Source organism: Pseudomonas fragi (assembly GCF_025426255.1).
GTDB lineage: Bacteria > Pseudomonadota > Gammaproteobacteria > Pseudomonadales > Pseudomonadaceae > Aquipseudomonas > Aquipseudomonas kulmbachensis.
This window is the reverse complement of record NZ_CP104861.1, coordinates 4,497,482-4,523,206: the sequence shown is the minus strand read 5'-3', so window position 1 is coordinate 4,523,206 and position 25,725 is coordinate 4,497,482. Positions and strand designations below refer to the sequence as shown.

Annotated in this window: 19 protein-coding genes and 1 other RNA gene; 10 read left to right on the top strand and 10 right to left on the bottom strand. The window is 55.2% G+C overall.

The genetic code is table 11. From position 1 onward, the window contains the following. Positions 1-33 precede the first annotated feature (33 nt). Together N7D90_RS20980 and N7D90_RS20975 are read right to left on the bottom strand one after the other, a co-directional pair. Positions 34-1,524, bottom strand: coding sequence for an aldehyde dehydrogenase (locus N7D90_RS20980; protein ID WP_261739773.1), 1,491 nt, complete (start codon positions 1,522-1,524; stop codon positions 34-36). Between the two features lie 186 nt (positions 1,525-1,710). Further along, positions 1,711-3,087 (bottom strand): glutamine synthetase family protein, encoded by a 1,377-nt coding sequence (locus N7D90_RS20975; protein WP_261739772.1) that lies wholly within the window; start codon positions 3,085-3,087, stop codon positions 1,711-1,713. 438 nt (positions 3,088-3,525) lie between these two features. On the opposite strand from N7D90_RS20975, the gene N7D90_RS20970 reads away from it, so the two are divergent. Genes N7D90_RS20970 through N7D90_RS20960 form a run of 3 tightly spaced genes read left to right on the top strand, consistent with a single transcriptional unit; the run spans position 3,526 to position 6,472 of the window. Beyond that, on the top strand, positions 3,526-4,668 hold the full coding sequence (locus N7D90_RS20970; RefSeq protein WP_261739771.1) for an ABC transporter ATP-binding protein: 1,143 nt from the start codon (positions 3,526-3,528) through the stop codon (positions 4,666-4,668). Next, positions 4,665-5,585: an ABC transporter permease subunit gene (locus N7D90_RS20965; RefSeq protein ID WP_261739770.1), complete on the top strand. Its 921-nt coding sequence runs from the start codon at positions 4,665-4,667 to the stop codon at positions 5,583-5,585. The genes N7D90_RS20970 and N7D90_RS20965 overlap by 4 nt, the downstream gene beginning before the upstream one ends. Further along, entirely contained in the window at positions 5,582-6,472 is an 891-nt protein-coding gene (locus N7D90_RS20960) for an ABC transporter permease subunit (RefSeq protein ID WP_261739769.1), read from the top strand. Before N7D90_RS20965 ends, N7D90_RS20960 begins: the two co-directional genes overlap by 4 nt. Positions 6,473-6,636: 164 nt before the next feature. Here N7D90_RS20960 and N7D90_RS20955 read toward each other — a convergent pair whose 3' ends face one another. Beyond that, positions 6,637-7,440: an AraC family transcriptional regulator gene (locus N7D90_RS20955; RefSeq protein ID WP_261739768.1), complete on the bottom strand. Its 804-nt coding sequence runs from the start codon at positions 7,438-7,440 to the stop codon at positions 6,637-6,639. Between the two features lie 119 nt (positions 7,441-7,559). Here N7D90_RS20955 and N7D90_RS20950 point away from each other — a divergent pair, with 119 nt between their 5' ends. The 7 genes from N7D90_RS20950 (at position 7,560) to N7D90_RS20920 (ending at position 17,070) form a co-directional block, all read left to right on the top strand. Next, the gene (locus tag N7D90_RS20950; protein ID WP_261739767.1) at positions 7,560-8,450 is read left to right on the top strand and encodes an EamA family transporter; all 891 of its coding nucleotides are present in this window, start codon (positions 7,560-7,562) and stop codon (positions 8,448-8,450) included. A gap of 155 nt (positions 8,451-8,605) precedes the next feature. Further along, positions 8,606-9,175 carry a DJ-1/PfpI family protein gene (locus N7D90_RS20945; RefSeq protein ID WP_261742501.1) on the top strand — a complete coding sequence of 190 codons (570 nt, stop codon included), beginning with the start codon at positions 8,606-8,608 and terminating at the stop codon, positions 9,173-9,175. Between the two features lie 470 nt (positions 9,176-9,645). Then, positions 9,646-11,145 carry a class I SAM-dependent DNA methyltransferase gene (locus tag N7D90_RS20940; RefSeq protein WP_261739766.1) on the top strand — a complete coding sequence of 500 codons (1,500 nt, stop codon included), beginning with the start codon at positions 9,646-9,648 and terminating at the stop codon, positions 11,143-11,145. After that, positions 11,142-11,321 carry a hypothetical protein gene (locus N7D90_RS20935; RefSeq protein ID WP_261739765.1) on the top strand — a complete coding sequence of 60 codons (180 nt, stop codon included), beginning with the start codon at positions 11,142-11,144 and terminating at the stop codon, positions 11,319-11,321. Before N7D90_RS20940 ends, N7D90_RS20935 begins: the two co-directional genes overlap by 4 nt. Beyond that, positions 11,281-12,828: an N-6 DNA methylase gene (locus tag N7D90_RS20930; protein WP_410011892.1), complete on the top strand. Its 1,548-nt coding sequence runs from the start codon at positions 11,281-11,283 to the stop codon at positions 12,826-12,828. The genes N7D90_RS20935 and N7D90_RS20930 overlap by 41 nt, the downstream gene beginning before the upstream one ends. Next, on the top strand, positions 12,825-14,027 hold the full coding sequence (locus N7D90_RS20925) for a restriction endonuclease subunit S (protein ID WP_261739764.1): 1,203 nt from the start codon (positions 12,825-12,827) through the stop codon (positions 14,025-14,027). The genes N7D90_RS20930 and N7D90_RS20925 overlap by 4 nt, the downstream gene beginning before the upstream one ends. After that, entirely contained in the window at positions 14,020-17,070 is a 3,051-nt protein-coding gene (locus tag N7D90_RS20920; protein WP_261739763.1) for a type I restriction endonuclease subunit R, read from the top strand. Before N7D90_RS20925 ends, N7D90_RS20920 begins: the two co-directional genes overlap by 8 nt. Positions 17,071-17,597: 527 nt before the next feature. Here N7D90_RS20920 and N7D90_RS20910 read toward each other — a convergent pair. The 7 genes from N7D90_RS20910 to ssrA form a co-directional block, all read right to left on the bottom strand. Then, on the bottom strand, positions 17,598-17,870 hold the full coding sequence (locus tag N7D90_RS20910) for a hypothetical protein (protein WP_261739762.1): 273 nt from the start codon (positions 17,868-17,870) through the stop codon (positions 17,598-17,600). Continuing rightward, entirely contained in the window at positions 17,867-18,847 is a 981-nt protein-coding gene (locus N7D90_RS20905) for an integrase domain-containing protein (protein ID WP_261742499.1), read from the bottom strand. The genes N7D90_RS20910 and N7D90_RS20905 overlap by 4 nt, the downstream gene beginning before the upstream one ends. Beyond that, complete coding sequence (locus N7D90_RS20900) at positions 18,825-19,193, bottom strand: hypothetical protein (protein WP_261739761.1); 369 nt, start codon at positions 19,191-19,193, stop codon at positions 18,825-18,827. Before N7D90_RS20900 ends, N7D90_RS20905 begins: the two co-directional genes overlap by 23 nt. After that, positions 19,177-20,577: a YfjI family protein gene (locus tag N7D90_RS20895; protein ID WP_261739760.1), complete on the bottom strand. Its 1,401-nt coding sequence runs from the start codon at positions 20,575-20,577 to the stop codon at positions 19,177-19,179. Before N7D90_RS20895 ends, N7D90_RS20900 begins: the two co-directional genes overlap by 17 nt. A 1,188-nt stretch (positions 20,578-21,765) precedes the next feature. Next, positions 21,766-23,592: an ATP-dependent nuclease gene (locus tag N7D90_RS20890; protein ID WP_261739759.1), complete on the bottom strand. Its 1,827-nt coding sequence runs from the start codon at positions 23,590-23,592 to the stop codon at positions 21,766-21,768. Positions 23,593-23,831: 239 nt separating this feature from the next. After that, the gene (locus N7D90_RS20885; RefSeq protein ID WP_122749159.1) at positions 23,832-25,088 is read right to left on the bottom strand and encodes an integrase domain-containing protein; all 1,257 of its coding nucleotides are present in this window, start codon (positions 25,086-25,088) and stop codon (positions 23,832-23,834) included. 187 nt (positions 25,089-25,275) lie between these two features. Further along, positions 25,276-25,667: a transfer-messenger RNA gene (gene ssrA / locus N7D90_RS20880) on the bottom strand. Positions 25,668-25,725 lie beyond the last annotated feature (58 nt).

The following is a 25,725-nucleotide window of genomic DNA, read 5'->3' as shown; positions in this document are numbered from 1 at the left end:
CGACACGTGCTGGCGACAGCCGTCGTAAAGGTGTTAGAGCTTGATCCAGGTGGCTTTGAGCTCGGTGTATTTGTCGAACGCATGCAGCGATTTGTCCCGACCGTTACCCGACTGTTTGAAGCCGCCAAACGGCGCAGTCATGTCGCCGCCGTCGTACTGGTTGACCCAGACGCTGCCAGCGCGCAAGCCGCGGGCAAAGGTATGCGCCTTGCTCAGGTTGCTGGTCCACACGCCTGCGGCCAGGCCGTAGATACAGTCATTGGCAATCGCCAGCGCTTCTTGTTCGGTATCGAAGGTGATCAGCGACAGCACCGAGCCGAAGATCTCTTCCCGAGCGATGGTCATGGCGTTGGTCACGCCGTCAAAAATGGTCGGCTCAACGTACAGGCCACCGGTGTCTTCGAGGGTGCGGTTGCCGCCAGTGATCAGCTGTGCGCCTTCGTCTTTGCCGATCTGGATGTAACGCAGGACCGACTCCAGCTGGCGCTGATCGACCACTGCGCCAACGGTGGTCGCCGGGTCCAGGGCATGCCCGGGTTTCCAGGCCTGCAGTGCTTCTACCAGGAGTGGGATGAATTGCTCGCGAATCGAGCGCTCCACCAGCAGGCGCGAGCCAGCAGTGCAGACTTCGCCTTGGTTAAAGGCAATGGCGCTGGCGGCTGCTTGCGCGGCCGCACGCAAATCAGGCGCGTCGGCAAACACCACGTTAGGGCTCTTGCCGCCAGCTTCGAGCCACACCCGTTTCATGTTGCTTTGACCTGCGTAGATCAGGAGTTGCTTGGCAATTGCCGTCGAGCCTGTGAAGGCCAGAACGTCGACGTCCATGTGCAAGGCAAGTGCTTTGCCGACGGTATGACCGAACCCTGGCAGCACGTTGAACACACCTTTCGGGATACCGGCATCCAGCGCCAATTGAGCGATGCGGATCGCCGTGAGTGGTGATTTCTCCGAAGGTTTGAGGATGAACGAGTTGCCTGCCGCCAAGGCCGGGGCGAATTTCCAGCTGGCCATGATCAGCGGGAAATTCCACGGCACGATGGCCGCCACAACCCCTGCAGGCTCACGGGTGATGAGGCCCAGTTGATCGTGTGGCGTGGGCGCAACTTCGTCGTAGAGCTTGTCGATGGCTTCGGCGCTCCAGCGGATCGCGTTGGCGGTCGCCGGGATATCGATGGTCATGGCGTTGCTGATGGGCTTGCCCATGTCCAGGGTTTCCAGCAACGCCAGTTCTTCCTGGTTTGCCAGAATCAAATCGGAAAAGCGAATCAGGATGCGCTTGCGCTCAGCCGGAGCGAGCCTGGCCCAGATGCCTGACTCGAATGCCTGGCGGGCGATGATCACCGCCGCATTGGCGTCGGCTTCGTCGGTGCTGGCGACGTTCGCCAGAAAGCGACCGTCTACCGGGCTTGTGCATTCGAAGGTTTCACCGCTGAGTGCCGAGCGGTATTGGCCATCAATAAATGCTCGGCCTTCTAGTGTCAAAGACTGAAAGCGTTGCTCCCAGTCACTGCGAGTGTTTGCCATTGAAGTGACTCGATGCAGGGGGAAATTGGGTCGCCGGATTTGAAGTCGATCCATTAACGATTCGAAAAACACAGGCACTGTGGGAGCGCGGTTGTCCGCGAAAGTGGTGTGTCAGGCGGCATCGATAGTGGATGGCTCCCACAGGGGGAGGTGGTGTACGCGCAACTGCGTACACCACTTGGCCAATCAGACGGTGTGCAAGTACCAGTTGTACTCAAGGTCCGAGATGGAGTTTTCAAACTCGGCGAGCTCGCTTTCCTTGCAGGCGACAAATACGTCGATGTACAGCGGGTCGATGTATTTGGCCATGACTTCGCTGTCGTCCAGCTCGCGCAGTGCGTCGCGCAGGTTGTTCGGCAGGCTCTGTTCGTTCTGCTCGTAGCTGTTGCCTTCCACCGGTGGGCCCGGTTCGATTTCGTTGGTCAGACCGTGGTGAATACCGGCCAGAACCGACGCCATCAGCAGGTAAGGGTTGGCATCGGCACCCGCGACGCGGTGTTCAATGCGCACGGAATCGGCAGAGCCGGTCGGTACACGCACCGCTACCGTACGGTTGTCGATACCCCAGCTCGGCGAGTTCGGCACGTAGAACTGTGCGCCGAAACGACGGTACGAGTTAACGTTGGGGCAAAGGAAGGCCATTTGCGCTGGCAGGGTCTCGAGCACACCGCCGATCGCGTGACGCAATGCGGCGTTCTGCTCGGGATCCTCGCTGGCAAAGATGTTGTTGCCTTCCTTGTCGAGAATCGAAATGTGCACATGCAGCCCGTTGCCCGCCTGGCCCGGATATGGCTTGGCCATGAACGTGGTGTCCATCTCATGGTCGTAGGCGATGTTTTTCACCAGGCGCTTGAGCAGCACGGCGTAATCGCAGGCTTTGATCGGATCGGCAACGTGATGCAGGTTGACTTCGAACTGTGCTGGGGCGCTTTCCTTGACGATCGCGTCAGCCGGGATGCCTTGCTCTTTGGCACCTTCGAGGATGTCTTGCAGGCAGTCGACATATTCGTCGAGGTCATCGATCAGATACACCTGAGTCGACATCGGACGTTTACCAGACACCGGCGACCGCGGCGATTGCGGGCGACCGTTCACGTTGTCCTGGTCGATCAGATAGAACTCGAGTTCAAAGGCTGCGCAAATGGTCAGGCCCATGTCGTCGAACTTGGAAACGACCTGGCGCAACACTTCCCGTGGGTCAGCGAAGAACGGCTGGCCTTCAAGTTCGTGCATGGTCATCAACAATTGCGCAGTCGGGCGTTTCTGCCAAGGCTCGATGCACAGGGTGTTGGGGATGGGGTAGCAGATTCGGTCCGAGTCACCGATATCCAGACCCAGGCCGGTGCTTTCCACCGTAGAACCATTGATATCCAGTGCAAATAGAGAAGCCGGCAGGTTGATGCCTTTCTCGTAAACCTTGTGCAGGCTGGTGCGTTCGATGCGCTTGCCGCGCACCACGCCGTTCATATCCGCAATAAGAAGGTCGACGTACAAAACCTCAGGATATTTCTTAAGGAATGCGTTCGCTTCATTGAGCTGAACTGCGCGCAGTGGAACCGACATGATGCACCTATTATGTTAATTATTATGTTCATTGCCCTTTCGCAAGCTCAGTCAATCCGAAAGGCGATGTGAAGTCAATAGCGAACACTTGGCCTGAAATTGTTAATTTAAAGGCTTTTATAGGGTCTTTTGGTCTCGTGTCGGTAGTCATGCGCGCTTTGATCATGAAGATTACTGAAAAGTGTTTTAGATTTTTTACATTGGAGTTGTTAATTAAAATCAACAAGACTAAGCTCCGGAAAAGCTCGCTCACATCGATTTTGCTGCCTGCGTAACGCTGGCGGGCGTGTCTTTGCGTCACACAACAAGCTGCGATAACAACAAGTACTACCAGGCTGCCGGGACGTCGGCGCCGAATAAACCCGTCGCTGCGGGTTTGCGATCAACTATTAAGTCGGGCCGTGTTGGCCTGGCGACTGAAGCTGTTGGGAGTTTCATATGGCAAACGCCTCCAGTACTTACAGGAAGGCTCTTGAAGGTCATCAGGCACCGAAAAAGGTGTTGGTAAAAGTCGACCGAGTCAGCAAAAAATTCGACGAAACCATTGCTGTTGACGATGTATCCCTGGAGATCCATCAAGGCGAAATCTTCGCCCTGCTCGGAGGTTCCGGCTCCGGCAAATCGACCCTTCTGCGCATGCTGGCAGGCTTTGAGCGTCCAACAGAGGGCCGTATTTTTCTCGATGGTGTAGACATCACTGATATGCCGCCCTACGAGCGGCCGATCAATATGATGTTCCAGTCATACGCGCTGTTCCCGCACATGACGGTGGCGCAGAACATCGCCTTTGGCTTGAAACAGGATCGTTTGTCCGCCAGTGATATCGACGCCCGCGTAGAGGAAATGCTGCGGTTGGTGCACATGACCCAGTACGCCAAACGCAAGCCGCATCAGTTGTCTGGTGGTCAGCGTCAGCGTGTGGCCCTGGCCCGTTCGTTGGCCAAGCGTCCGAAATTGCTGTTGCTCGACGAGCCGATGGGTGCGCTGGACAAAAAACTGCGTTCGCAGATGCAGCTCGAACTGGTACAGATCATCGAGCGCGTAGGCGTGACCTGCGTGATGGTGACTCACGACCAGGAAGAAGCCATGACCATGGCTGAGCGTATCGCCATCATGCACCTGGGCTGGATCGCGCAAATCGGCAGCCCGGTAGACATCTATGAAGCACCCGTCAGCCGTATGGTCTGCGAGTTTATCGGCAATGTGAATTCCTTTGACGGCACGGTCATAGACGACGAGGAAGGCTACGCAATCATTCACAGCCCGGAATTGGAGCGCAAGATCTACGTCGGCCATGGGGTGACAACGTCACTGCAGGACAAGTCGATTACCTACGCCATCCGCCCGGAAAAAATGCTGGTCAGTACTATCAAGCCCGAGTCCGCCTATAACTGGTCGCAGGGCAAGGTGCATGACATCGCCTACCTCGGCGGGCACTCGGTATTTTATGTGGAGTTGCCTGGCGGCAAGATTGTCCAGTCGTTCATGGCCAATGCCGAACGCCGTGGCGCCCGCCCGACCTGGGACGACGAAGTCTACGTCTGGTGGGAAGACGACAGCGGCGTGGTACTGCGCTCATGAACATGCGAAAACTCAAACGCCGACTGCAACGAATAACCCCCGGTGGCCGTCAAGTGGTCATCGGGATTCCATTCCTGTGGCTGTTTCTGTTCTTCATGCTGCCGTTCTTTATCGTACTGAAGATCAGTTTTGCTGAGGCTGACGTCGCCATTCCGCCGTACACCGAGATCTACGGCTACGTTGATCAAAAAATCCAGATGCTGCTGAACCTGGGCAACTACGCCATGCTGGGCGACGACGAGTTGTACCTCGCCGCCTACCTGGGCTCGTTGAAGATGGCCTTTTTCAGCACGGCGTTGTGCCTGCTGATCGGTTATCCGATGGCCTACGCCATCGCCAATGCGCGCAAAGAGATGCAGACCGTACTGGTGCTGCTGATCATGATGCCGACCTGGACCGCGATCCTGATTCGTGTGTATGCCTGGATGGGTATCCTCAGCAACAACGGCCTGCTCAATGGCTTCCTGATGTCGATGGGCTGGATCAACGAACCGTTGCAGATCCTCAACACCAATATCGCGGTGTATATCGGCATCGTGTATTCGTACTTGCCGTTTATGATCCTGCCGCTGTACGCCAACCTCGTGAAACATGACAACAGCTTGCTGGAAGCTGCGTCCGACCTGGGTTCGAGCACTTTCAACAGCTTCTGGAAAATCACCGTTCCGCTGTCCAAAAACGGCATTATCGCCGGCTGCATGCTGGTGTTTATCCCGGTGGTAGGCGAGTTCGTGATCCCGGAACTGCTGGGCGGGCCGGAAACCCTGATGATCGGTAAAGTGTTGTGGCAAGAGTTCTTCAACAACCGTGACTGGCCGGTAGCCTCCGCGCTTGCTGTGGTCATGCTGGCGATCCTGATCGTGCCCATCATTCTGTTCAACCGCAGCCAGGCTAAAGAGCTGGAGGGCAAGATATGAATCGCTTCCGTTTTTCTAGCTTTATGTTGGTCGCGGGGTTGTTGTTCATCTACCTGCCGATGCTGATCCTGGTGCTCTACTCGTTCAACGCCTCCAAGCTGGTGACGGTATGGGGCGGTTGGTCGCTGAAGTGGTACGTGGGCCTGCTGGACAACACCCAGCTGATGGGCTCGGTCATGCGTTCGCTGGAAATCGCCTTGTACACGGCGGTTGCAGCGGTGGCGCTGGGTACCTTGGCGGCGTTTGTACTGACCCGTATCAGCCACTTCAAGGGCCGCACGCTGTTTGGCGGCTTGGTGACTGCGCCGTTGGTAATGCCGGAAGTGATCACCGGTCTGTCGCTGTTGCTGCTGTTCGTGGCCATGGCGCAGATGATTGGCTGGCCGCAAGAACGCGGTATCGTCACCATCTGGATCGCCCACACCACGTTCTGCTCGGCCTATGTGGCCGTGGTGGTGTCGTCGCGTCTGCGTGAGCTGGACCTGTCGATCGAAGAAGCGGCCATGGACCTGGGTGCCAAACCGTGGAAAGTGTTCTTTCTGATCACCATCCCAATGATCGCGCCTTCATTGGCGGCGGGAGCCATGATGTCCTTTGCCCTGTCGCTGGACGACCTGGTATTGGCCAGCTTCGTGTCTGGTCCGGGGTCTACGACCCTGCCGATGGAAGTGTTCTCGGCGGTGCGTCTGGGGGTTAAACCCGAGATCAACGCCGTGGCCAGCCTGATTCTGCTGGCGGTGTCGCTGGTGACATTTATGGTGTGGTTCTTCAGCCGCCGCGCTGAGGAACACCGCAAAAAGGCCATTCAGCAAGCTATCGACGAGTCGATGGCCGAGTCCTGGAAACAGCCTGACGTGCGTCGGCCGCAGTCGACAAACGCGGTTTAAGTCTCGCGTGATAAAAAACCTCGCCTACTGTGAAAGGTCGGCGAGGTTTTTTTATGGGGGCAGGAAACACGGCAATTTTTTGTAGCCGCTGCCGCAGGCGACGATGGAGTGCTCAGCAGTCCATCAGAAGGACCTGCGGCCCTTATCGCCGCCTGCGGCAGCGGCTACAAAATCACCTTGTTGTTCAAGGACAGTTCTTTGGGGAAATACCGACTGGGCACCTCGCCCAATACCCTGCGAAAAACACTGGTGAAGGCACTTGGGCTGCTATAGCCCAGATCGGTCGCCACTCGCGTGATCGGCTCTGCGTTACCCAAACGCACCACCGCGGCCAACAGGCATGCCTGCTGGCGCCACTCAACAAAGCTGATGCCGGTCTGTTGGCGAAACAGTCGGGTGAATGTGCGACGGCTCATGCCAACCTGGCGGCTCATATCATCAATCCCGATATCCAGTGACGGCTGCGCCAGCAGGTTGCGGCAAGCCTCTGCCAGCCGTGGCTCGGTTGGAAGTGGCGCATTGAGTGACAGGGGCGACATTTCGGCAATCTCGTGAAGCAGCAAGCTCATCACCAGACCTTCCCGCTGGGCCTCGTCATACAGCGCCGGAATATCCATGGCCTGGATCAACAACTGGCGAAGCAATGCCGACACGTCGAAGACCTGGCAGTGCTCGGTCAGGCCAAGCCGGGTGGCAACGGGGTTGCGGATGTAAGTGTTAAGCATGGTCACCGGCCCGGCCATGCTCATTTCGTGAGGTATTCCCGCGGGAACCCAGATAGCCCTTTGTGGCGGCACCACCCAGTTGCCCTGGCTGGTGAACACCGTGATCACACCGCAAGCTGCATAGGCAAATTGCCCGCGCTGATGGGTATGCAGGGCAAAGTGCTGCCCGTCTCGATAGTTATTGGCCGTGACTACCGCGTCGCGGGGGATATTTTCGTAGGTGTCTATGTCAGTTTCGCGCATGGCCCGAATTTAATGATCTATGACCTGATAGTGCAAGCGGGCCGATGCTGAAATTGTTCATAGTGTTGTTCTGGTTGGCGCATACAGCCGTCAGCCCTGCCTTGCGGAATTAGCACACTATGCAAAAGAAACACCTGATTTTAGCTGTACTGGTGACAGCGATCTGGGGCCTGAACTTCCCCATTACCAAGCTGGGCCTGGCGGCGATTGATCCACTGCTGCTGACGGCGCTTCGATTCACCCTCGCGGCACTGCCGTGGGTGTTTTTCGTCAAGCGCCCCCCGATCGCCATCAAGTGGCTGGCTGCTTATGGGCTGATTTTCGGGGTTGCGATGTGGGCGCTGATCAACCTTGGCATCGAAGCGGGCGTGCCGCCCGGAACCGCCGCGCTGCTGATCCAGTTCAGTGCTTTTTTCACCATGGGCTGGGGCGTGTTGCTGTTTCGCGAACACCTGAGCCTTGGGCAAATGCTCGGAATCGGGCTGGCAGTGCTGGGTCTGGCCAACATTATCCTCGCCAGCCCCGGTCATGGCACGACCGTAGGCTATGGCTTGTTACTGGTTAGTGCATTCAGTTGGAGTGTCGGCAACGTCATCATCAAGCAGTCAAAAGTGCGGGAAATGTTCGCCTTTGTGGTCTGGGCCAGCCTGTTTGCGCCGATCCCCTTGTTGCTGCTCACCTGGCTTGCGCATGGGCCTGCGCCGTTTACCGCACTGCTCACGCACTTTGAGTGGGTGGCGCTGCTCTCGCTGTTGTTTCAGGTCTACGCGGCGACGCATTTCTGTTATTGGGGCTGGAATTTATTGCTGCGTGAGTACCCGGTATCGAGGGTCGCACCGCTGTCCTTGCTGATTCCGGTGTTCGGGATCGCAGGTTCGATGCTGATGCTGGGGCATCAGATTGATTTCAATGAAGGGGTATCGATTGTGCTGATTCTTTCGTCGCTGGTTGTGGGTTTGATTAAAGGGCGGCGGGGTGTGCGTCTGGCGCGACCTGACGGGGCCGTGTGACTTCAACTGGAGGAGCGAGCCAGCTCGCGAAGGTCTCAAGAACATCGCGATTATCCTGTAGGCACACGGTATCGTTAGCGGCCTTCGCGAGCGGACTCGCTTCCACAGCGCCAGCGCTCGCGTAAGGTTATTCGTATTCATGGAGGATTTAATTGATGGCTCGCGTGGGTTTGGTACTGACACCTGGTTTTGCAGATTGGGAATACGCATTTATTGCAGGGACCGCATTTCCGTTTTACGGGATCGACGTCAGGTTTTTCGCGCCTGTAACGGGACAGTTCTGCTCGCAGGGTGGATTGGTTGTCACGGTGGAAAGCAGCTTGCAGCAGTGCCTTGACTGGAAGCCAGACGTTGTCGTCGTGATTGGTGGGATGATCTGGGAGCGTGCGGATGCACCGGATATACGTGGCTTCCTGGATACCAGTCGTTCAAATGGAGCGGCAATTGCCGGGATCTGTGGAGGGACACTTGCGCTTGCAAGGGCGGGTCTTCTGGACAAGGTTGCGCATACCTCAAACAGTGCTGACTTCCTGCTGCAGAATGCCTTGGGTTATCAGGGCGCTTCGCTTTATCAAAGTAGCCAAGGCGCTGTAGTTAGCGAGCGCATCATCACTGCTCCAGGTCCAGCTCCTGTCAGCTTTACCTGCGCTGTGTTCGAAGCTGCGGGGCTGTCTGCCGAGATTGCTTCCCAGTTCAGGGCCTTATTGGCGGCAGAGCATGGATAACTGTTTCGTCTTAGAGGAAGCATTTCAAAAAATAGTCGCGCAATATTTAGGATGCAAAGTGGGATACAGCAACGGTTAGAGCGCATAAAGCATATTTTGCCCTGCGTGAGGCTCAACGCCTCGGTTCTGCTGGATTTCAGGCGCAAAAAAGACGTCTGTGGGCGTCTTTAGAGCCGGGGTAAGTTGAACAGGATTGTTAATTTGTTGATTTTGATAGGTAAATTTCTTTTATGGGTGTGTGTGGAATACCTTTTGGAATACCAGAGGTTTCCGCAGGTTGTTGGGATTCTTCGCGATATCTCTGCCAATTGTCTTGACTAAGCTGAAGCGCTTCCACTCACAGCGCTAAGGCCTCCGTAGTTTCGACATGCTGGCCTCCTATTCAATGATATCCAGTACACTTGCCCCATCTCTAGCCTGCCAGCGGAGCAGGCTACCCGACCAGCTGCTCAAGATTTTTTCGAGTAAAAATGACCCTGATTAACTTAAAAGACCTTGAAGCCCACCTATGGCACGCCGCGCACATCATCACCGGCCCCATCGACGCCTCCGACTACAAAACCTACATATTCCCGATCCTGTTCTTCAAACGGATCTGCGATGTATATGACGAAGAGTTTGAAGAGGTGCTGGCCAAGGTCGGCAGCGCGGAGCTGGCGCGCGAGAAAATCTTCCATCGTATCCAGGTTCCTGTTGGCAGCCACTGGGATGACGTGTTTGCCCAGTCCCACGATATCGGCAAGGCACTCAAAAATGCTTTTCTAGGCATAGAGCAAGCCAACCCCCAGTTGCATGGGATCTTCGGCGATGCCAGTTGGACCAATAAAGAACGCTTGCCGGATGAGCTTCTGGCCACGTTGCTCAACCACTTCAACAAAGTTGATCTCGGGGTTGCCAGCGTTCGTAACGACGATATGGGGCGTGCCTATGAATACTTGATCAAGCGCTTTGCCGACAAAGCCAACAAGAAAGCCGGCGAGTTCTACACCCCGCGCACCATTGTGCGGCTGATGGTCAACATTCTTGACCCCAAAGCGGGTGAAAGCGTTTATGACCCGGCCTGCGGCACGGGCGGCATGTTGCTGGAGACCATTCATCACGTTCGAGAAAACGCGGGTGATCCCCGGCTGCTGAAGCTCAAAGGTCAGGAAAAGAATCTGACCACTGAAGCCATTGCCCGCATGAACCTGTTTCTCCATGGCCAGGAAGACTTTGAGATTGTTCGCGGCGATACCCTGCGTGAGCCCAAGTTTCTGATCTATGACAGGCTCGAAACCTTTGATTGCGTGATCGCCAATCCACCGTTCAGCCTCAGCGAGTGGGGACATGAAAAGTGGGCGGCGGACGCCTACAGTCGCAACAGTCACGGCCTGGCCCCGAAAACCAACGGGGACTTTGCCTGGGTACAGCACATGTTCGCCTCCCTCAATGCCGATGGGCGCATGGCGGTTGTGCTGCCCCATGGCGTGCTGTTCCGTGGTGCGGCAGAGGGCCGAATCCGCACCAGCCTGCTCCAAGAAAACCGCATCGAAGCCATTATCGGCGTAGCCCCCAACCTGTTTTACGGCACCGCTATCCCGGCTTGCATCCTGTTGCTGCGCAAGCAGCGCCCTGACGAGCATCGTGATCATGTATTGATTATCAATGCCGAGGAGATTTTCACCAAAGGCCGCGCGCAAAACACCCTGAGCAATGCCCAGGCGGATCAGATTTACCAGATCTACCTGGAGCAGTATCAGCAAGGCCCCTCTGCCACAGCATTGGAGGGCGTAGCGCGCTGGGTGTCGCTGTGTGAAATTGCCGAAAACGACTTCAACCTGAACATTGCCCGCTATGTGCAAAAGCCACTGGAAGAAGAAACCATCACCGTCGAAGAGGCGCTGAAAGACTTTCAGCAGAAACTAGCCGCACTGGAGCAGGCCGAGCAGGAGCTGGAAGAGCTGCTGATCAAGGAAGGGTTTGAGCTATGAGCACGGATAGCGCCGACAGCAACACCTCGCAGTTCATCAAGCAACACACGGAGTCGCAGTACGAGCAGTTTCACCAGCAGCGCCAACATGAAAGAGCAGCCGGCGCAGACAAACGCCTCGCCGACCTGAGCCAGCTTGCTCATCAGCTATCAGACAAGACTCGTAAGAATGATTGAGTACCAGAAAAACCAAGCCTCCCAACTTGGCAAAAAGAAACTCGAAGACCTCCTTTGGGGAGCGGCCGAGTTTCTTCGCGGGCAAATCGACGCCTCCGACTACAAGCAGTACATCTTCCCGCTACTGTTCTATAAACGCCTGTCAGACGTTTACCTTGAAGAGTATGTCGAGGCCATGGAAGTCAACGAGGGCGATGCCGACTATGCCGTCATGCCCATGTTTCACCGCTTCCATATTCCCCAGGAGGCGCGCTGGGAAAAGGTGCGCCACACTAGCAAGAACATCGGCGAAGCCATCCAGAATGCCCTGCGCCTGATCGAGACTCACAACGAACGCCTGCACGGCGTATTCGGCGATGCCCAGTGGACCAACAAAGAGCGTCTACCCGACCACCTGCTGGCCGACCTGATTGAGCACTTCAGCAAGATCCCCCTGGGCATCAAGTCGGTGGCGCAGGACGATCTGGGCGAAGCGTACGAATACCTGATCAAGAAGTTCGCCGACGATTCCGGCCACACCGCTGCCGAGTTTTATACCAATCGCACCGTGGTGCACCTGATGACCCGCATCATGGGTCTCAAACCCGGTGAAACTGCCTACGACCCCACTTGCGGCACCGGCGGTATGCTGCTCAACGCGGTGATGGACCTACGGGACGAAGGTAAGGAATGGCGCAGCGTCAAACTCTATGGCCAGGAAGTGAATCTGCTCACATCCGCCATCGCCCGTATGAACATGTTTCTGCATGAAATCGAAGAGTTCGAAGTGCTGCGCGGCGACACACTTGCAGAGCCCAAATTTATCGAGGGCGACCAGCTCAAGCAGTTCGACGTGATCTTCGCCAACCCGCCGTACTCCATCAAAAAATGGAACCGCGACAAGTTTGCTGCCGACCCCTATGGCCGCAACCTATACGGCGTACCGCCGCAGGGCTGCGCTGACTATGGTTTTTACACCCATATCATCAAAAGCCTGAAGCCCGGCACAGGCCGTGCCGCCATGCTCTGGCCCCATGGCGTGTTATTCCGCGACTCGGAGCAGGCCATCCGCAAGCAGGTCATCGAGTCAGACATTATCGAAGCGGTGATCGGTCTTGGCCCTAATCTGTTCTATAACTCTCCGATGGAATCCTGCGTGGTGGTGCTCAACTGCAACAAAGCCACTGAGCGCAAAGGCAAGGTTCTATTTATCAATGGCATCCAGCATGTCACCCGCAAGCGTACCCATAGTCGGCTCTCGGATGACGACCTGGCTGTAATGACCGAAGCCTACTTTGAACCGGACAAGCAGCCGGCCATTACAGCAGTGGTAGATGTCGAGACGATACGCGAGAACCAGCACAATCTATCAATTCCGCTCTATGTGGAGGCCCGCAGCAATGAGGAAGTGCATGATGTCGAACATGCCATTGAGGCCTGGAAAGTTGGCAGAATTCAGTTAAAAAAGCAGTCCGCAAAGTTATTTAGAAGCCTCGCAGGGCTAGGGTATGAGGTGAGCGACAAATGACAGGGCAGCAGTTACCCGAAGGCTGGCGAATGGTGAAATTTGGCGATATTGCCAAGCATGTCTCAAAACGCGTAGAACCCAGCGAAACCGAGCTCGATATTTATGTAGGTCTGGAACACTTGGACCCGGATAGCTTGAAAATCACGCGCTATGGCGTGCCCAGTGATGTGGCCGGACAAAAACTCTTGGTAAAAAAAGGCCAGATTATCTTTGGTAAGCGTCGGGCATATCAACGTAAGGTTGCTGTAGCCGATTGGGATTGTATTTGCTCTGCTCACGCAATGGTTTTGGAAGCGAATCCGGATAGCGTGATTCCCGGCTTTTTACCATTTTTTATGCAGTCCGATATATTTATGAATCGTGCTGTGGCTATATCAGAAGGATCGTTGTCGCCCACAATTAAATGGAAGGTTTTAGCAAGTCAAGAATTTTGTATTCCGAATGTTGATAAACAACTTTTGTTGCTTCGGTTGTTTTTGAAGCTTGACGGGCTGGAAGCTTTGTATAGCTCCGCTCTAAGGGCCGGAGAAAAGCTTTTGAGTTCGATTTTTAAGGGTGAAGTTAAACTTTCGCTCGGCGATCTTAATGGCCTGCGTGAAAGTAATGTGATGTTAAAGAAAGGCTGGAGTGTTTTAGAGTTGTCTTCGGTATGTGATATATTTTCTGGTGGCACACCCTCTAGGAAAAATCCAGACTTTTGGAATGGAGATATTCCATGGATAAAGACTGCGGAAATTGACTATAAAGATATTTATAGTGCGGAAGAAAAAATTACCAGCTTAGGGCTTAGGTCCAGCTCTGCTAAAGTCGCACCAGCAGGAAGCGTGCTTCTTGCGATGTATGGTCAAGGTGTTACGAGAGGGCGAGTGGCCATCTTAAAAACTGATGCAGCAATGAATCAGGCTTGTCTATGTATTAATGCTTCGTCAAAAGAAAAAAACCGGTACATCTATCATTACCTTAAACACTGCTATTATGATCTAAGAGAATTCGGTAATGAAACTACTCAGAAAAATCTGAGTTCGGGGATTGTTAAGAAGTTGAAGATTCCCTTTCCGGTGGCGGAGCAGTTAGCAGGTATAGTTGATGCTTTGGATGATTTTGAGAGAAATACAAATGCTCTTCAATTTTCAATTGAAAGGCACAAGGAGCTGAAGGCTGTCGTACTGTCACAGGAGTTTTGTAAGTCCTATGTTTAACGAAAAAACCGTCACCGAAAATGGAATTATCGCCCGCTTAAAAAATTTAAGCGGGGTAAAGTGGACTTACTGCCACGGCGAGAACCTGCCAAAGAAGGCGCAGGATATCTTTGTCGATGAGTGGCTAAAAGACGCGTTATGTTCGTTAAACCCTGCCATCGGGCAACAGCCGGATTATGCCGATGAGGTAATCCATAAGCTGCGCGGTGTGCTATTGGAGGCCCCGCACAGTGGCCTGGTCCGGGCCAACGAAAATTTCCAGGCGTGGCTGCTGGCCGAAAAAACCCTGGCCTTTGGCGAGAACGGCGAGCACGTCACTATCAACCTGATCGACTTCGACAACCTCGACAACAACCACTTCGTGGTGGCCCAGCAGGTGCACTATGTGGCGGCTGGCGAGGTGTTCTTCGATATCGTGCTGTATGTAAACGGTATCCCGCTGGTGGTGGGTGAAGTGAAAAGCGCCACTCGCCCCAGTGTTAGTTGGCAAGACGGTGCTGCTGACTTTATGGGTGGCAAGAAGCACTATTGGCGGCATGTGCAGGCCTTCTTCGTGCCCAACCTGCTGTGCTTCGCCAGCGAGGGCAAAACCTTTGCCTACGGCGCGATCAATGCTCGGGTCAAGGATTGGGGCCCCTGGCACCATACTGATCAGCGCGAGGATATTCCTGCCACGCTGGCATCCGTGCTGGCGAGCGCCGAAGGGCTACTGAACCCGCAAACCCTGCTGCAACTGCTGGCCTCATTCGCGCTGTTCTCTACCCATAAAACCGGTAAAGACACGCCGCCCAGGCGCATCAAATTGCTGCCGCGTTACCCGCAGTTCGAGACGGCCAAACTGATTGTCGAGCGGGTCAAACAGGGTTACCCGAAAAAAGGCCTGATCTGGCACTTCCAGGGTTCAGGTAAATCTCTGCTGATGCTCTACGCGGCCAAGATGCTGCGTGCCGACAACGACCTGAAAAATCCCACCGTGCTGATCGTGGTCGACCGCCGTGACCTGGACAGCCAGATTAGCGAGACTTTCGGCGGCGCCGATGTGAAAAACCTGATCAAGGTGCAGAGCTGTAAAAAGCTCGGTGAACATATCGAACAGGACAGTCGAGGTATCCTCATCACCACCATTTTCAAGTTCAAAGATGTTGAGATCGATGAGCACAACCTGGCTGGCCTGAACAATCGCGACAATATCATCGTGTTGGTGGATGAAGCCCACCGCACCCAGGAAGGCGGCTTGGGCGAGAAGATGCGCTGGGCGCTGCCCAATGCTCACTTCTACGGCCTGACCGGTACGCCGATCTCCGGCATCGAACGCAACACTTTCAAGCTGTTCGGCGCCAATGAAGACCCCGGCCGCTATATGAACCGCTACAGCTACAAACAGTCGATCCGCGACGGTGCCACTAACCCGGTTAAGTTCGAGCCCCGTTTGGCCGAATTGCGGGTCGACCGTGAGGCGATCAACGAAGAGTTCGAGCAACTGGTCAAAAACAACAACCTGGACGAGGACGAAAAAGCCGTCCTGTCCAAACGCGCCGGTAAGCTGGCCGTTATGCTCAAGGCACCGAAACGCATGGAGGCCATCAGCGCCGACATTGCCGAACACTTCACCAGCCATGTGCAGCCGAAAAAAATGAAGGCCATGGTGGTGGTCTATGACCGCGATGCCTGCGTTCAGATGTATTACCTATTGGGAAACAAGCTGGGTTTCGACGCAGTGGAGGTGGTCATGAACATCGATCAGGCTCCGGTGAAGGATGAGAATGGCAAGTTCAACAAAGACTGGAGCAAGTGGAAGGAAGAGCTCAATCTACCGATCAAGCAAACCGACTTTGAGCGCTGGCAGAAATTCGATGATGACGAGCAGGCGCAGAAAAACCTGCTGGAAACCTATAAAGACCCGAAACAACCCCTGCAACTGCTGATTGTGACCGCCAAGCTGCTGACCGGTTTCGATGCGCCCATTTGCTATTGCATGTACCTGGATAAACCGCTGCGCGACCACACTTTGCTGCAGGCCATGTGCCGCACCAATCGTCTGTATGAAGCGGACGGGGTGGTCAAGCGTATGGGCCTGATCATCGACTATCTGGGCGTATTCGAAAACCTGCGCACGGCGCTGGCCTATAACCCGGAAGAGATCGACGGGATTGTCGAAGGCATCGAGAAATTCAAGGAGTTGCTGCCAGAGCAGTTGAAGCTGTGTCTGGCCTTCTTCCCGAACGTGGACCGCACCCTGACAGGCTTCGACGGCATACTGGCCGCACAGGAATGTTTGCCGGACAATAAAAGCCGCGATGAGTTTGCCGCAGCCTTTGGTGTGCTGGCCAAACTCTGGTCTGCCATCAATCCCGACCCTTTCCTGACGCCCTACCGCCAGGATTACAAATGGTTGGCGCAAATCTATGAGTCAGTACGCCCGGTTGGTCAAACGGGGGCGCTAGTCTGGGCCGCGTTAGGGCCTGAGACCATTAAGATGATTCACGAGCACACCGATATCAGTCGCATACGCGATGATATCGATGAGCTAATCATGGATGAACACGCCATCTTCACCCTGACCGAGAAAGAGCAGGAGAAACGTGCCCGCCGGCTGGAAATAGACTTGATGGGACGTCTGCGCGGCCATGGCGAGGCTGTGTTCGTCGAGCTCGGCGAGCGCCTGGAGAAATTGCGCCGAGAATATGAAGCAGGCGTAATCAAGGCCATCGATTGGCTCAAGGGCCTACTGGATGCCGCCAAAGATACGGTGCAGGCCGAGCGTGAAACCGGTGACCCGGTGGTAACGGAGGCTGACAACAAGCAGGCGCTGACCAAACTCTTCCTGGAAACCCGCCCGGAAACCACGCCGAAGCTGATTGGTGATGTGGTCGAGCAGATCGACAAAATTGTGAACGCTACCCGCTTTGAGGGCTGGCAGAACTCCAACAGTGGCCCACGCGAAATCCAGAAAGCACTCATGCTGACCCTGGCGCAGTTTGGCCTAAGCAAAGACAAGGACCTGTTTGAGAAGGCATACGCCTATATTGAAGAACATTACTAGTCGATGGTGACGTACCGCCGTGCGATGAAGCGAGGTGAAATCGGCATGCAGTTCCATGGCAACAGGACTTCGTAATCTTCAACTGAAGTTGCCAAGGGCAGTCGATCCTATGCGTGGCGCAGCCACACATAGGATCACGCTTCGGCCTGCGAGCGTATAGGCCGAATGTTCTCGATTGGCTGATTGTGATTGGCTCGTGCTGCTGCCGAAGGCGGCGTTGGGTCGACTGCGGGATGAATCGGTCGGGGACATCTCTCAAGTACAATGCAGTCCTGTGCGGTGTACACAGATCTAGGATTGTCCTCGAATGAGTCTCGTCATTTCCCAGACAAGGCATTGAGGCTTCGCCCATGAAGTCCAGCTGTAGTCTGAGGCAATGGAGCTGTAGTTAATGGGCCAGGGCGAGACATCGGCTCAAGGCTGGTCGCTGCGGTTGCTGCGTATTGCTGAGTCAATGTCGAGCTTACGCTTCTAGCCGACTGCAGCCCGTTGATACCGGCGATGTCACATATACCGGTAGGGCCAGTCTAAATGCCAAGCGGGCGGTTACATAGCCGCTTCCAGATCAGCAGGGCGGTAAGTTGATAGTAATATCGGGTAGCCTCGGAGCGATCCCTTAGATAATGAGCCAGAAACCAACGAACATGCTTGAGTTGCCAAGTCCAGGGGTTATCCCGTTGCCATCGCTGTTGAATGGCTGCTTGCATTATTCGGGCTTGCCGTAGGTGGCGTTGTTGCGTGGCCTGCGAGCCGGTCAGTACGCCGCTCAGGAACAGCGCCATATCGAAGGGTTTGGTCACGCTCGACCTCCAATGTAGGCCGAAACCACATCGATCCGGTTATGCCCGAGCTCAAAGCTGATCTGTTGGCGCGCCTGTCGATCCAGTTCCCGGTCAATACGATGGCAGTGACCACCATTAACCGGTGCGGCGTGGCCAGTGAGCTGTTCGTAACGCTCGCAGGCGTAGGCTGCTCGCAGTTCATGAAAACACTTCAGACCGTGTGCATGCAGCGTTTCGCGGGCGGGAAGCACGGTCTGTTGCAGGAACACGGCGTAGCTTTCGTCTCGGGCCAGCAAGTTGCGGCTACGGGGCGGCGAGGCATGATCAGCCAACTGCAGTGCCGCCTTCACCGCTTCATTTGCCACGACCCATCGCGGCGCTGAAGCCCCTGAGCGACCACCTTTGGTGCCGTCCTGGATGTTGATGCGGCCTAAATGTTCGGCTTCGCGGTGCAAGCGTGGCAGGTCCGCCAGGATCGCCTCGCGCAGGCGCATGCCGGTTGCCCGGGCCAACAGGACAATCGCGGCCACCCGAGCGTGTTGCTGTTTGCCAAGTGCCTCAAGTACTCGCCGCACCTGTTGGTGATCTTGGCCATCCGGCGCGCGAGTGCGTACGCTCGAGCGCTGCAGTCCTAACGCCTGGCTCGGACTGGCGATCCTAACGTCCTGATCACCGCGCAGCGCCGCGAGGGTGCGGTTGACGCTGCTCAGGCGGTTTTGCGCGGTCGCGATGCCGAGTTCACCTTGCTGGATCTGCTGGCGCAGATACATGGCGTAGTCTTGTAGTGTCTGTCGATCGATCTGGCGTGCATCGTTGTAACCGGGACCGTCCTCTGACCGACACCAACGCACGAACGCTTGCCAGCGATCGCTATGCGCTTTGACCGTGGCGAAGTGACCGCCGGCAAACAAATCCTTGAGCGCTTGCGGACCGGCGTAACTTAGCTGGCGACCGTAGCCAAAGTTGCGACCCTCACGCCGACCGACCAGTGCCATCGTCATCACCGTTCTCGTTTGTTTGCAGAAAAAGCAGCAGGGCTTTCCAGTGGGGGCTGAGCCTGTCCACCTGCTGCCAATGCGTCGGGCGGACCAGAAGGGCGTTCTCCTGGTGTTGCAGCAGTGCTCCTTCCTCACGCAATTGCTCGATCAGCCGGGCGAGGTGGGCAGGCTCAATTGATGGTGTGGCGACAGCGGCGACAGCGGCGACAGTGGCGACAACCCCTGTCGTTGCTGGCCTGGAGCGTGGCGACAGGATGGCGACAGAAGCGGCGACACGCCGCAATTCTGGCCGTGGTTGATGTTGCGCTTGGTAGCGGCGCACCGCGTCATTGAGGCGAAACATGGCGGACCTCGAACGTTTTTCCATCGCGGCTGTTCAGCCAGCGATGCGTGATCAACTCGACGAATAAAGAGGCGGTATGGTCAGCGCTCTTGCGGGCAAAACGAGGACCGTTGCGATTGACGTCGCGGACGGTGAAGTGGGTCCAGCCTTTCTGCGCCAGCCAGCGCAGCAGCCGATCCGCTTCCTCGCGTCGGCTATTGACCGGCTCCTGTTCGGTCAGGCGCTGGATCTCGGCCAGGTAGTAATCCATCAACGTGGAGGCGCGCTGGATGTGTGCTTCGTCCAACGCACTGGCCTCTTCAACCATGGCCAGCACGCCCGCGATACGCAGTACATTCGCCGCAGCCTTGCTCGCGACAGGCTGGACGCCGGCCAGCTCGCCGAACTCGCCAGACTGGCACTCGATGGTGTCGTGAATATTGATCCAGGCCCGGCGGGCACGGGCAGTCAGCTGCAGCGTGGCGAGATTGAGTGATCCATCCTTGTGAAGTGACCAGGGCTTTTGCAGCAAGGCCGTGATCCGTTGTTGGTAGCGCTGGACTCGGGCATCCCGGGTCAGGTCGATCGCCTTGTAGAGTCGCTGGCCGGCCAGGCGCTCGGGCCAACTGATCAGGCAACGGCCGAGGATGCCTTGGCCATTGATCACCGGGTCTTTGAACAGCTGATTGGCCAGGTAGGGCTGCAGCATCAGGTGCAGGCTGAGGCGGCGATCATAGGCCCGCAGGCTTTCCCCTGTCATGGAGCGCGCCCGGTCGATCGGGCTGCCATCCCACAGTGTCGACAAGGTGGTGATCGCCTTAAGCAGATTCTCTTTGCTCATGGTGCTGCTGCCCAAGAACTGGCCACCTTCGTCATTGAACAAGCCCATGCTGGGCAAGCCATGGCACAGGCTTTTGACCAGGGCCTCAATGGTGGGTTCGGCAATGATCAGTCTCGGCGGTATCGGCTCGGATAGTTCGCTGCCTTCCGCCTCTGCATGGTTCTTTGAGGTTTTGGGTTTGGCCATGATGCTGGTAGCGGCGCGATAGGCTTTGAGCTTTTCCGCATGCAGGGTCCACTGCTGTCGTTCCCAGTCGCGCGCCGCCTTCAGGGCCAGGTGATCCACCGCGCTTTTGCGATCACCCGAGGACGCAACCGTCAGTAGGTAAAGGGACAACGGATAGGATCGGCCATCGAGTTGGGCATTGGCATGACCCTGGCTTACTAGGGCAGCGCTGGCGAGCACTGATTGTGCCGCCATAGCGCAGGGCACGCCGATCACCTCGGCCAGTCGTTCGACCGCAGGGCCCAACAGATCCCCGAGTGCTTCGACCGGGTAGGGCAGTGGCGCCTGCTGGTATTCCAGCAATGGTTGTGGTGGCTCGAACGCTTCGCACAGTTGCATCGCACTTCTCCTGAAATTATCGACTTCGTCCTCACTCATCCCGCCACGGTTGTTGAGTGTTATCAGGGATCAAGGCCCCTGCGGCCTGTGAGGGTTGTCCACTAACGCGGGACTGACGACTCCTTACGACCGGGAGCTTGGGCATCTCATGATCTGGCCTCCTGAACACCGATAGTGGTGGGCGGGTGGAGGTTGCACTGGCTGACGAGACCGGTGCCGCGAGATCCTGAGTCGGGAGAAGGCAGGGATGCGATGACCGGGGCATGCCTGACTGTCAGTCAGGTGCAGTCCATTCCGTGGGCTGCGGCACCATCATCGGCATCGCTGTGGCGAGTGATCGTTCGGTGTTTGTCACGCCGATTGTCACGAGGGGGAAAGCCGCAAAGGCCTGTGCGAGCAGGGCTGCAGTAGTGTGAGATGCGCCCGTCTCTTTAGGGGGCAAAGAGACGGGCAACAGGTTGGCGCAAAAAATGGCCAAGCGGATAAGTTGCTGCAGAGCAGCCAGGAGGAGGCATGAGTTGCCGCAGTGGGCATTCTGGAAGAGTGGGCATCCATCACGTCGCTGTGACCGTGCGAGCCGCCGGACGCTAATCGCACTTGGGGGTGAACCACCACGGTGTGGCGTAGCCTCAAAGGTTCGGGCCACCTGGGAACTGCCAAGGGCAGTGTTTTGAGGCTTCTTTCTATCGTCCGCGTATGGTTGGGTCAACAGGATTGCGCTCAGTCGACTGTGCCAACCAGCGGTGTTGGAAGGCTTTGGTCGTGGGTGGTGTTGGATGGATGATTGGCCGTTCGTCGAATTTTAAATGTGAGCCCCTGAGCATGGGAATGCGGAGCCTTCCCATGCTCAGGGGCTTGGCCGGAGGAGCGCAGGCATGCAGGAGGTTTGGCGACAGTCGCCACTTCTGTCGCCATGCCGCACACCACGGATTACGCGGGTTGTCGCCTGTGTCGCCGCTGTCGCCAAGGGAAGAGAATATTCGCCCCATATTAATGAGGTTTTGGTGATTGAAGAGCTTGTGCAGGTTGGAAATAAGTAATTCCTAAAGCACGGTTCCCACACCCGGTGGTGTCATCTCATGCCGTCCATCAATCCCGTATCGACGGCAACCTCACTAATAAAATTTCCAGGTTTATTAATTAAGGTCAGACTGCTGCTAAACATTTGGCAGCAGTCTGATCTTACGCTTAAACTTGGCGTAGGTGATTCAGGTGTGGAGCAGCTAAGTCGATAAAGATATTACGCCAGCGCTCCGGCAAGTCACCAAATGCGGCGGGCCAGTTTTCTTGGATGTGTTTGTAAGCCTTAAATGGTTTTTCAGATGCCGGGGAAGCGTAACCCAATATATCCTCGACGCATTCCTCTAACATGATCCTCCGATCTGCTCCACATGCAGCCAAAATGGGTTCGTTCATGATCACCGCTCCGGGAGTGTCCGCATCCCTGTCGTGCATGATGATGTAGTTCATGCCTAGAGCATTCATATACTTCGCTATGGAGATTAAAACAGGCTTGCCACGAGCGCGGAGGACCTCACAGTTTCCTATGAATCTTGATTTGTCAATCATCCCTAGTCTTTTAACTGTTTCCCTTACGATAACCTCTTCCGTATCACCCTCGACAAATATGCATTTCTTAGTAAAGAAGATACGAGAGATATAATCGTCCGTTTTTAAAAGCATCTTCAGGTTTTGTTTTTCATCAGCGGCCAATTCTTCGAATGCTTGCTCTAAATTGAAGGAGCTGCATGTTGTAAATTCGTCGTTGGTAAACGAGAATTTTGTTAGGCTCATGCTTTTCTCTGAGCCCAGATTTATCATGAAGGGAGAATGGGTTGTGGCTACTATCTGGAAGTTGGGACCGGCTAATTCATAAAGTATATCTCGCATCTGGTTGGCAGCAGCAGGGTGCAGATATATTTCCGGCTCTTCAAAGCAGAAGATTGTAGCTCTAGGAGTATCAGTTCGACGATTTACAAAACCCTGCACATATCTGAGCAGTTGGAACGCCGTAGCGCGTATCATTCCATGCCCTTGGTACGCAACGGTGGTTCGTACGTTGCTTTTCATTTCAATATTGAATTGAGGTTTTATAGCTTTTTCAGGCTGATCGAGAGACGCGCTAAGATGGATGGATGACTCAGGGAAAAGGCTATGTGTCATAGTATTAAGGTCAGTGATAAGCCTACCAAAATCAGTATCGCTATCGTTCGGGTTTAACTCCTTGGCTAACTCGGTCAAAAAGGTTTGAGCTTGGTTGTAATTTTCAGAGCCCTGACGCACTGTGTCAAACAGCTCTCCAAGCGTCTTGAAAAGCGCTCCCGAAGGATGGGTGAGTTGGGTGATGCACGACTCTGCTGGAATGATTACAATTTTTGGAAGCTTTGATAAGACATTGCCGGGTATTCCTCCAGGGTTCTCCACCCAAACAGGTTCTTGAGCTGTATCAGCGTCCCAGTAACTAGGTAAGTCAGTGAGGAGATTCTTAACAGCTGCATGGCTTAGCAGCTTGCTTAAGTTCGCCTCTCCAAAATGGTCACGAAGAAAAATATCAGTAAAATCCTCTCCGACAAGATCCTCTACTTTTCTGCAGTCGACGTAACGTACATTGACAGTGCGGGGGTATTCCATGAGGAAAACTTTAGGCTTGGAGTGTTCGATGCTCCACTTTTTCTTATAGATGATTTTCTTGTTTGTTTCTCCGGGCAAAGGAGCTTCGTGGGTGATAACGCGCCCTTTGAAGCCAAGCCACCCATCAGAATCCTCTGGAAGATTTCGATACTCGGCTACAATTTCAATTTCGGTTTCCCGCCGATAGTCTTCAGTTTCAGGGATAAACGTTTTCGAATAATCGTCGAGGGACACATCACTAGTTTTGTGTAGGTAATCAAGCGCTGCAAACACGCTGGATTTCCCGGCATTATTTGGCCCTATCAGAAAGGTAGTATCTCGAAATTTGATTTTACAGTCTTTGAGCTTGCGGAAATTTTTGATATCGACTTCATGTAAACGCATGTACAGCTTCCTTGTCTAACGTTTAATAGCAGGTGATGAATCTGCGTACGACTGAATGCTCCGACGTTGATGCGAAAGCAAAAAACCTTACGTTCCGCAAGCCTAGTACTGAATTCTGGGTTTTCCACGTTCTCTAGACATCTTCGGACGGTGCTTTGGCGGACCCAGTCGAGAGTGTCCAGTCCGCTCCGTTCCCAGCGCGTTGGTCGGGCTCGACACTTTTAAATATTGATGAATGCTCACCGTATCGGCACGACGTTGTGGTCCCTAGTTTGATTGATCGCAGATGCCGACAGGTTGCCAGTGGCCGCTTTCTGGATGTGCTCACTCCACCAAGCCATCATCGGGCGCCGGCGCTCGATGTAGTCAGCTCGGTTGTAAGCACTTCGGACTTCGTCCTTGTCGACATGCGCCAGCGCGACTTCGATCAGCTCCGGATCCCACCCATGCTCGTTCAGGATGGTGCTGGCCATGGAGCGCATGCCGTGGCTGACCAAGCGGTCCTGGAAGCCCATGCGTTTCAACGCCATGTTGGCGGTCTGGCTATTGGCGTGGGTGCGCGGATTTCTATCTGCCGGGAACACGTATTCCCTGTGGCCGCTGTGGGGCTTGAGCGTCTCCAGTAACGCGAGTGCCTGTTCGGTCAGCGGGATGGTGTGCGGACGACGCTTTTTCATGCGCTCCGGCGGAATGGTCCAGATGCGTTTGTCGAAGTCGATGTCTGCCCATCGGGTGGTAGCCGCTTCGGCAGGACGGGTCATGGTGTGCAGTTGCCATTCGATCAGGCAGCGGGTGATCCGCTTGATGCTGGCGTTCGCGATTTCCACCATGAGCTCGGATAGCTCTTCGGGTCGTAGCGCGGCCATGTTCTCTTTCATGGGCTTCTTGAAGACCGCCCGAATGCCACTGAGCGGGTTAGCGAAAATCAGCCCGGAGTTTACCCCGTAGGTCATGATCTCGTTGAGCCGTTGGCTCAGTCGCTTCACTGTCTCGAGACTGCCTTTGGCTTCGATTGGGCGAAGGAGCTTGATGACCATCGGGGCGCTGACTTCCGAGAGGGGTGTCGATTTCATGCTCGGAAAAATATGCAGCGTAAGTGAGCGCCAGATGTCCTCGGCATATGCCGGTGTGACGGAATATTTCTTCAGTTCGAACCAGGCAGTGGCCACGTTCTCGAACGTGTGTTCTGTCTCCGCTCGTTTGGCTTGCACCAGCTCGTTGCGTTGAGCTTTGGGGTCGATGCCTTGCGCCAACAGCTCTCGGGCCTCAACCGCTTTCTTTCTGGCTTGCGCAAGAGAAAGCTCGGGATAGGTGCCGAGTGCCATGTTGATTCGGTTCTTCGTTACTGGATGCCTGTAGTTGAAATTCCACTGCATCGAGCGATTGACCCTGACTCGCAGCTGAAGCCCGTCACCATCGGTGAGGACGTAGTCCTTGTCTTTGGGTTTGACAGCCTTGAGCTGACGGTCCGAGAGGCGGGCAGTTTGAGCGCACATGAGAAGTACTCCATGTCACCTTTTGGTATTCCCAAGATTAGCGCTGGGTAGCCGGGAATACCAATGGGAATACCAAATCGTCTGGAACTCAAAAAACCTCTGCGGAGCCCAGTAGCGCTTAAACCCTTGATTTCACTGGATTTCAAGCACAAAAAAAGACGTCCGTGGACGTCTTTAGATGATGAAGTGGTGGAGCCGGGGGGATTTGAACCCCCGTCCGCCAGTACTCCGCTGTCGGTACTACATGCTTAGCCGTATCTATTAAGTTAACCCTCAGCGACCCGAAGGGCAGGGTGCTTTGGGCGAGTTGTGTAAGTTTTAGCCGATTCGTCCACAACGTACTGCACGGCGATCCTGTTCTATATGACAATCACTTCAGGTTTACAGGCATCCCCTAGTGATTGCTGGACCCGAAGGTACCAGGAGGATGGCTAAGGCAGCTTACGCTGCGAGAGCTTGACCCTCGTAGGTTTCGTCATTGGCAACTATAAGTAGTTGCAACAGTGGATTTACGAGTTCTGTTACCAACTCGGCATGCACCTAGAGTTTCGCAACCGGCGTCGAATCCTAAACGGCCCCGATGCTTGCTGTGTGTAACCAGCAAGCTTGCGGAGTCTACGCCTTTCTGGCGCAGAAG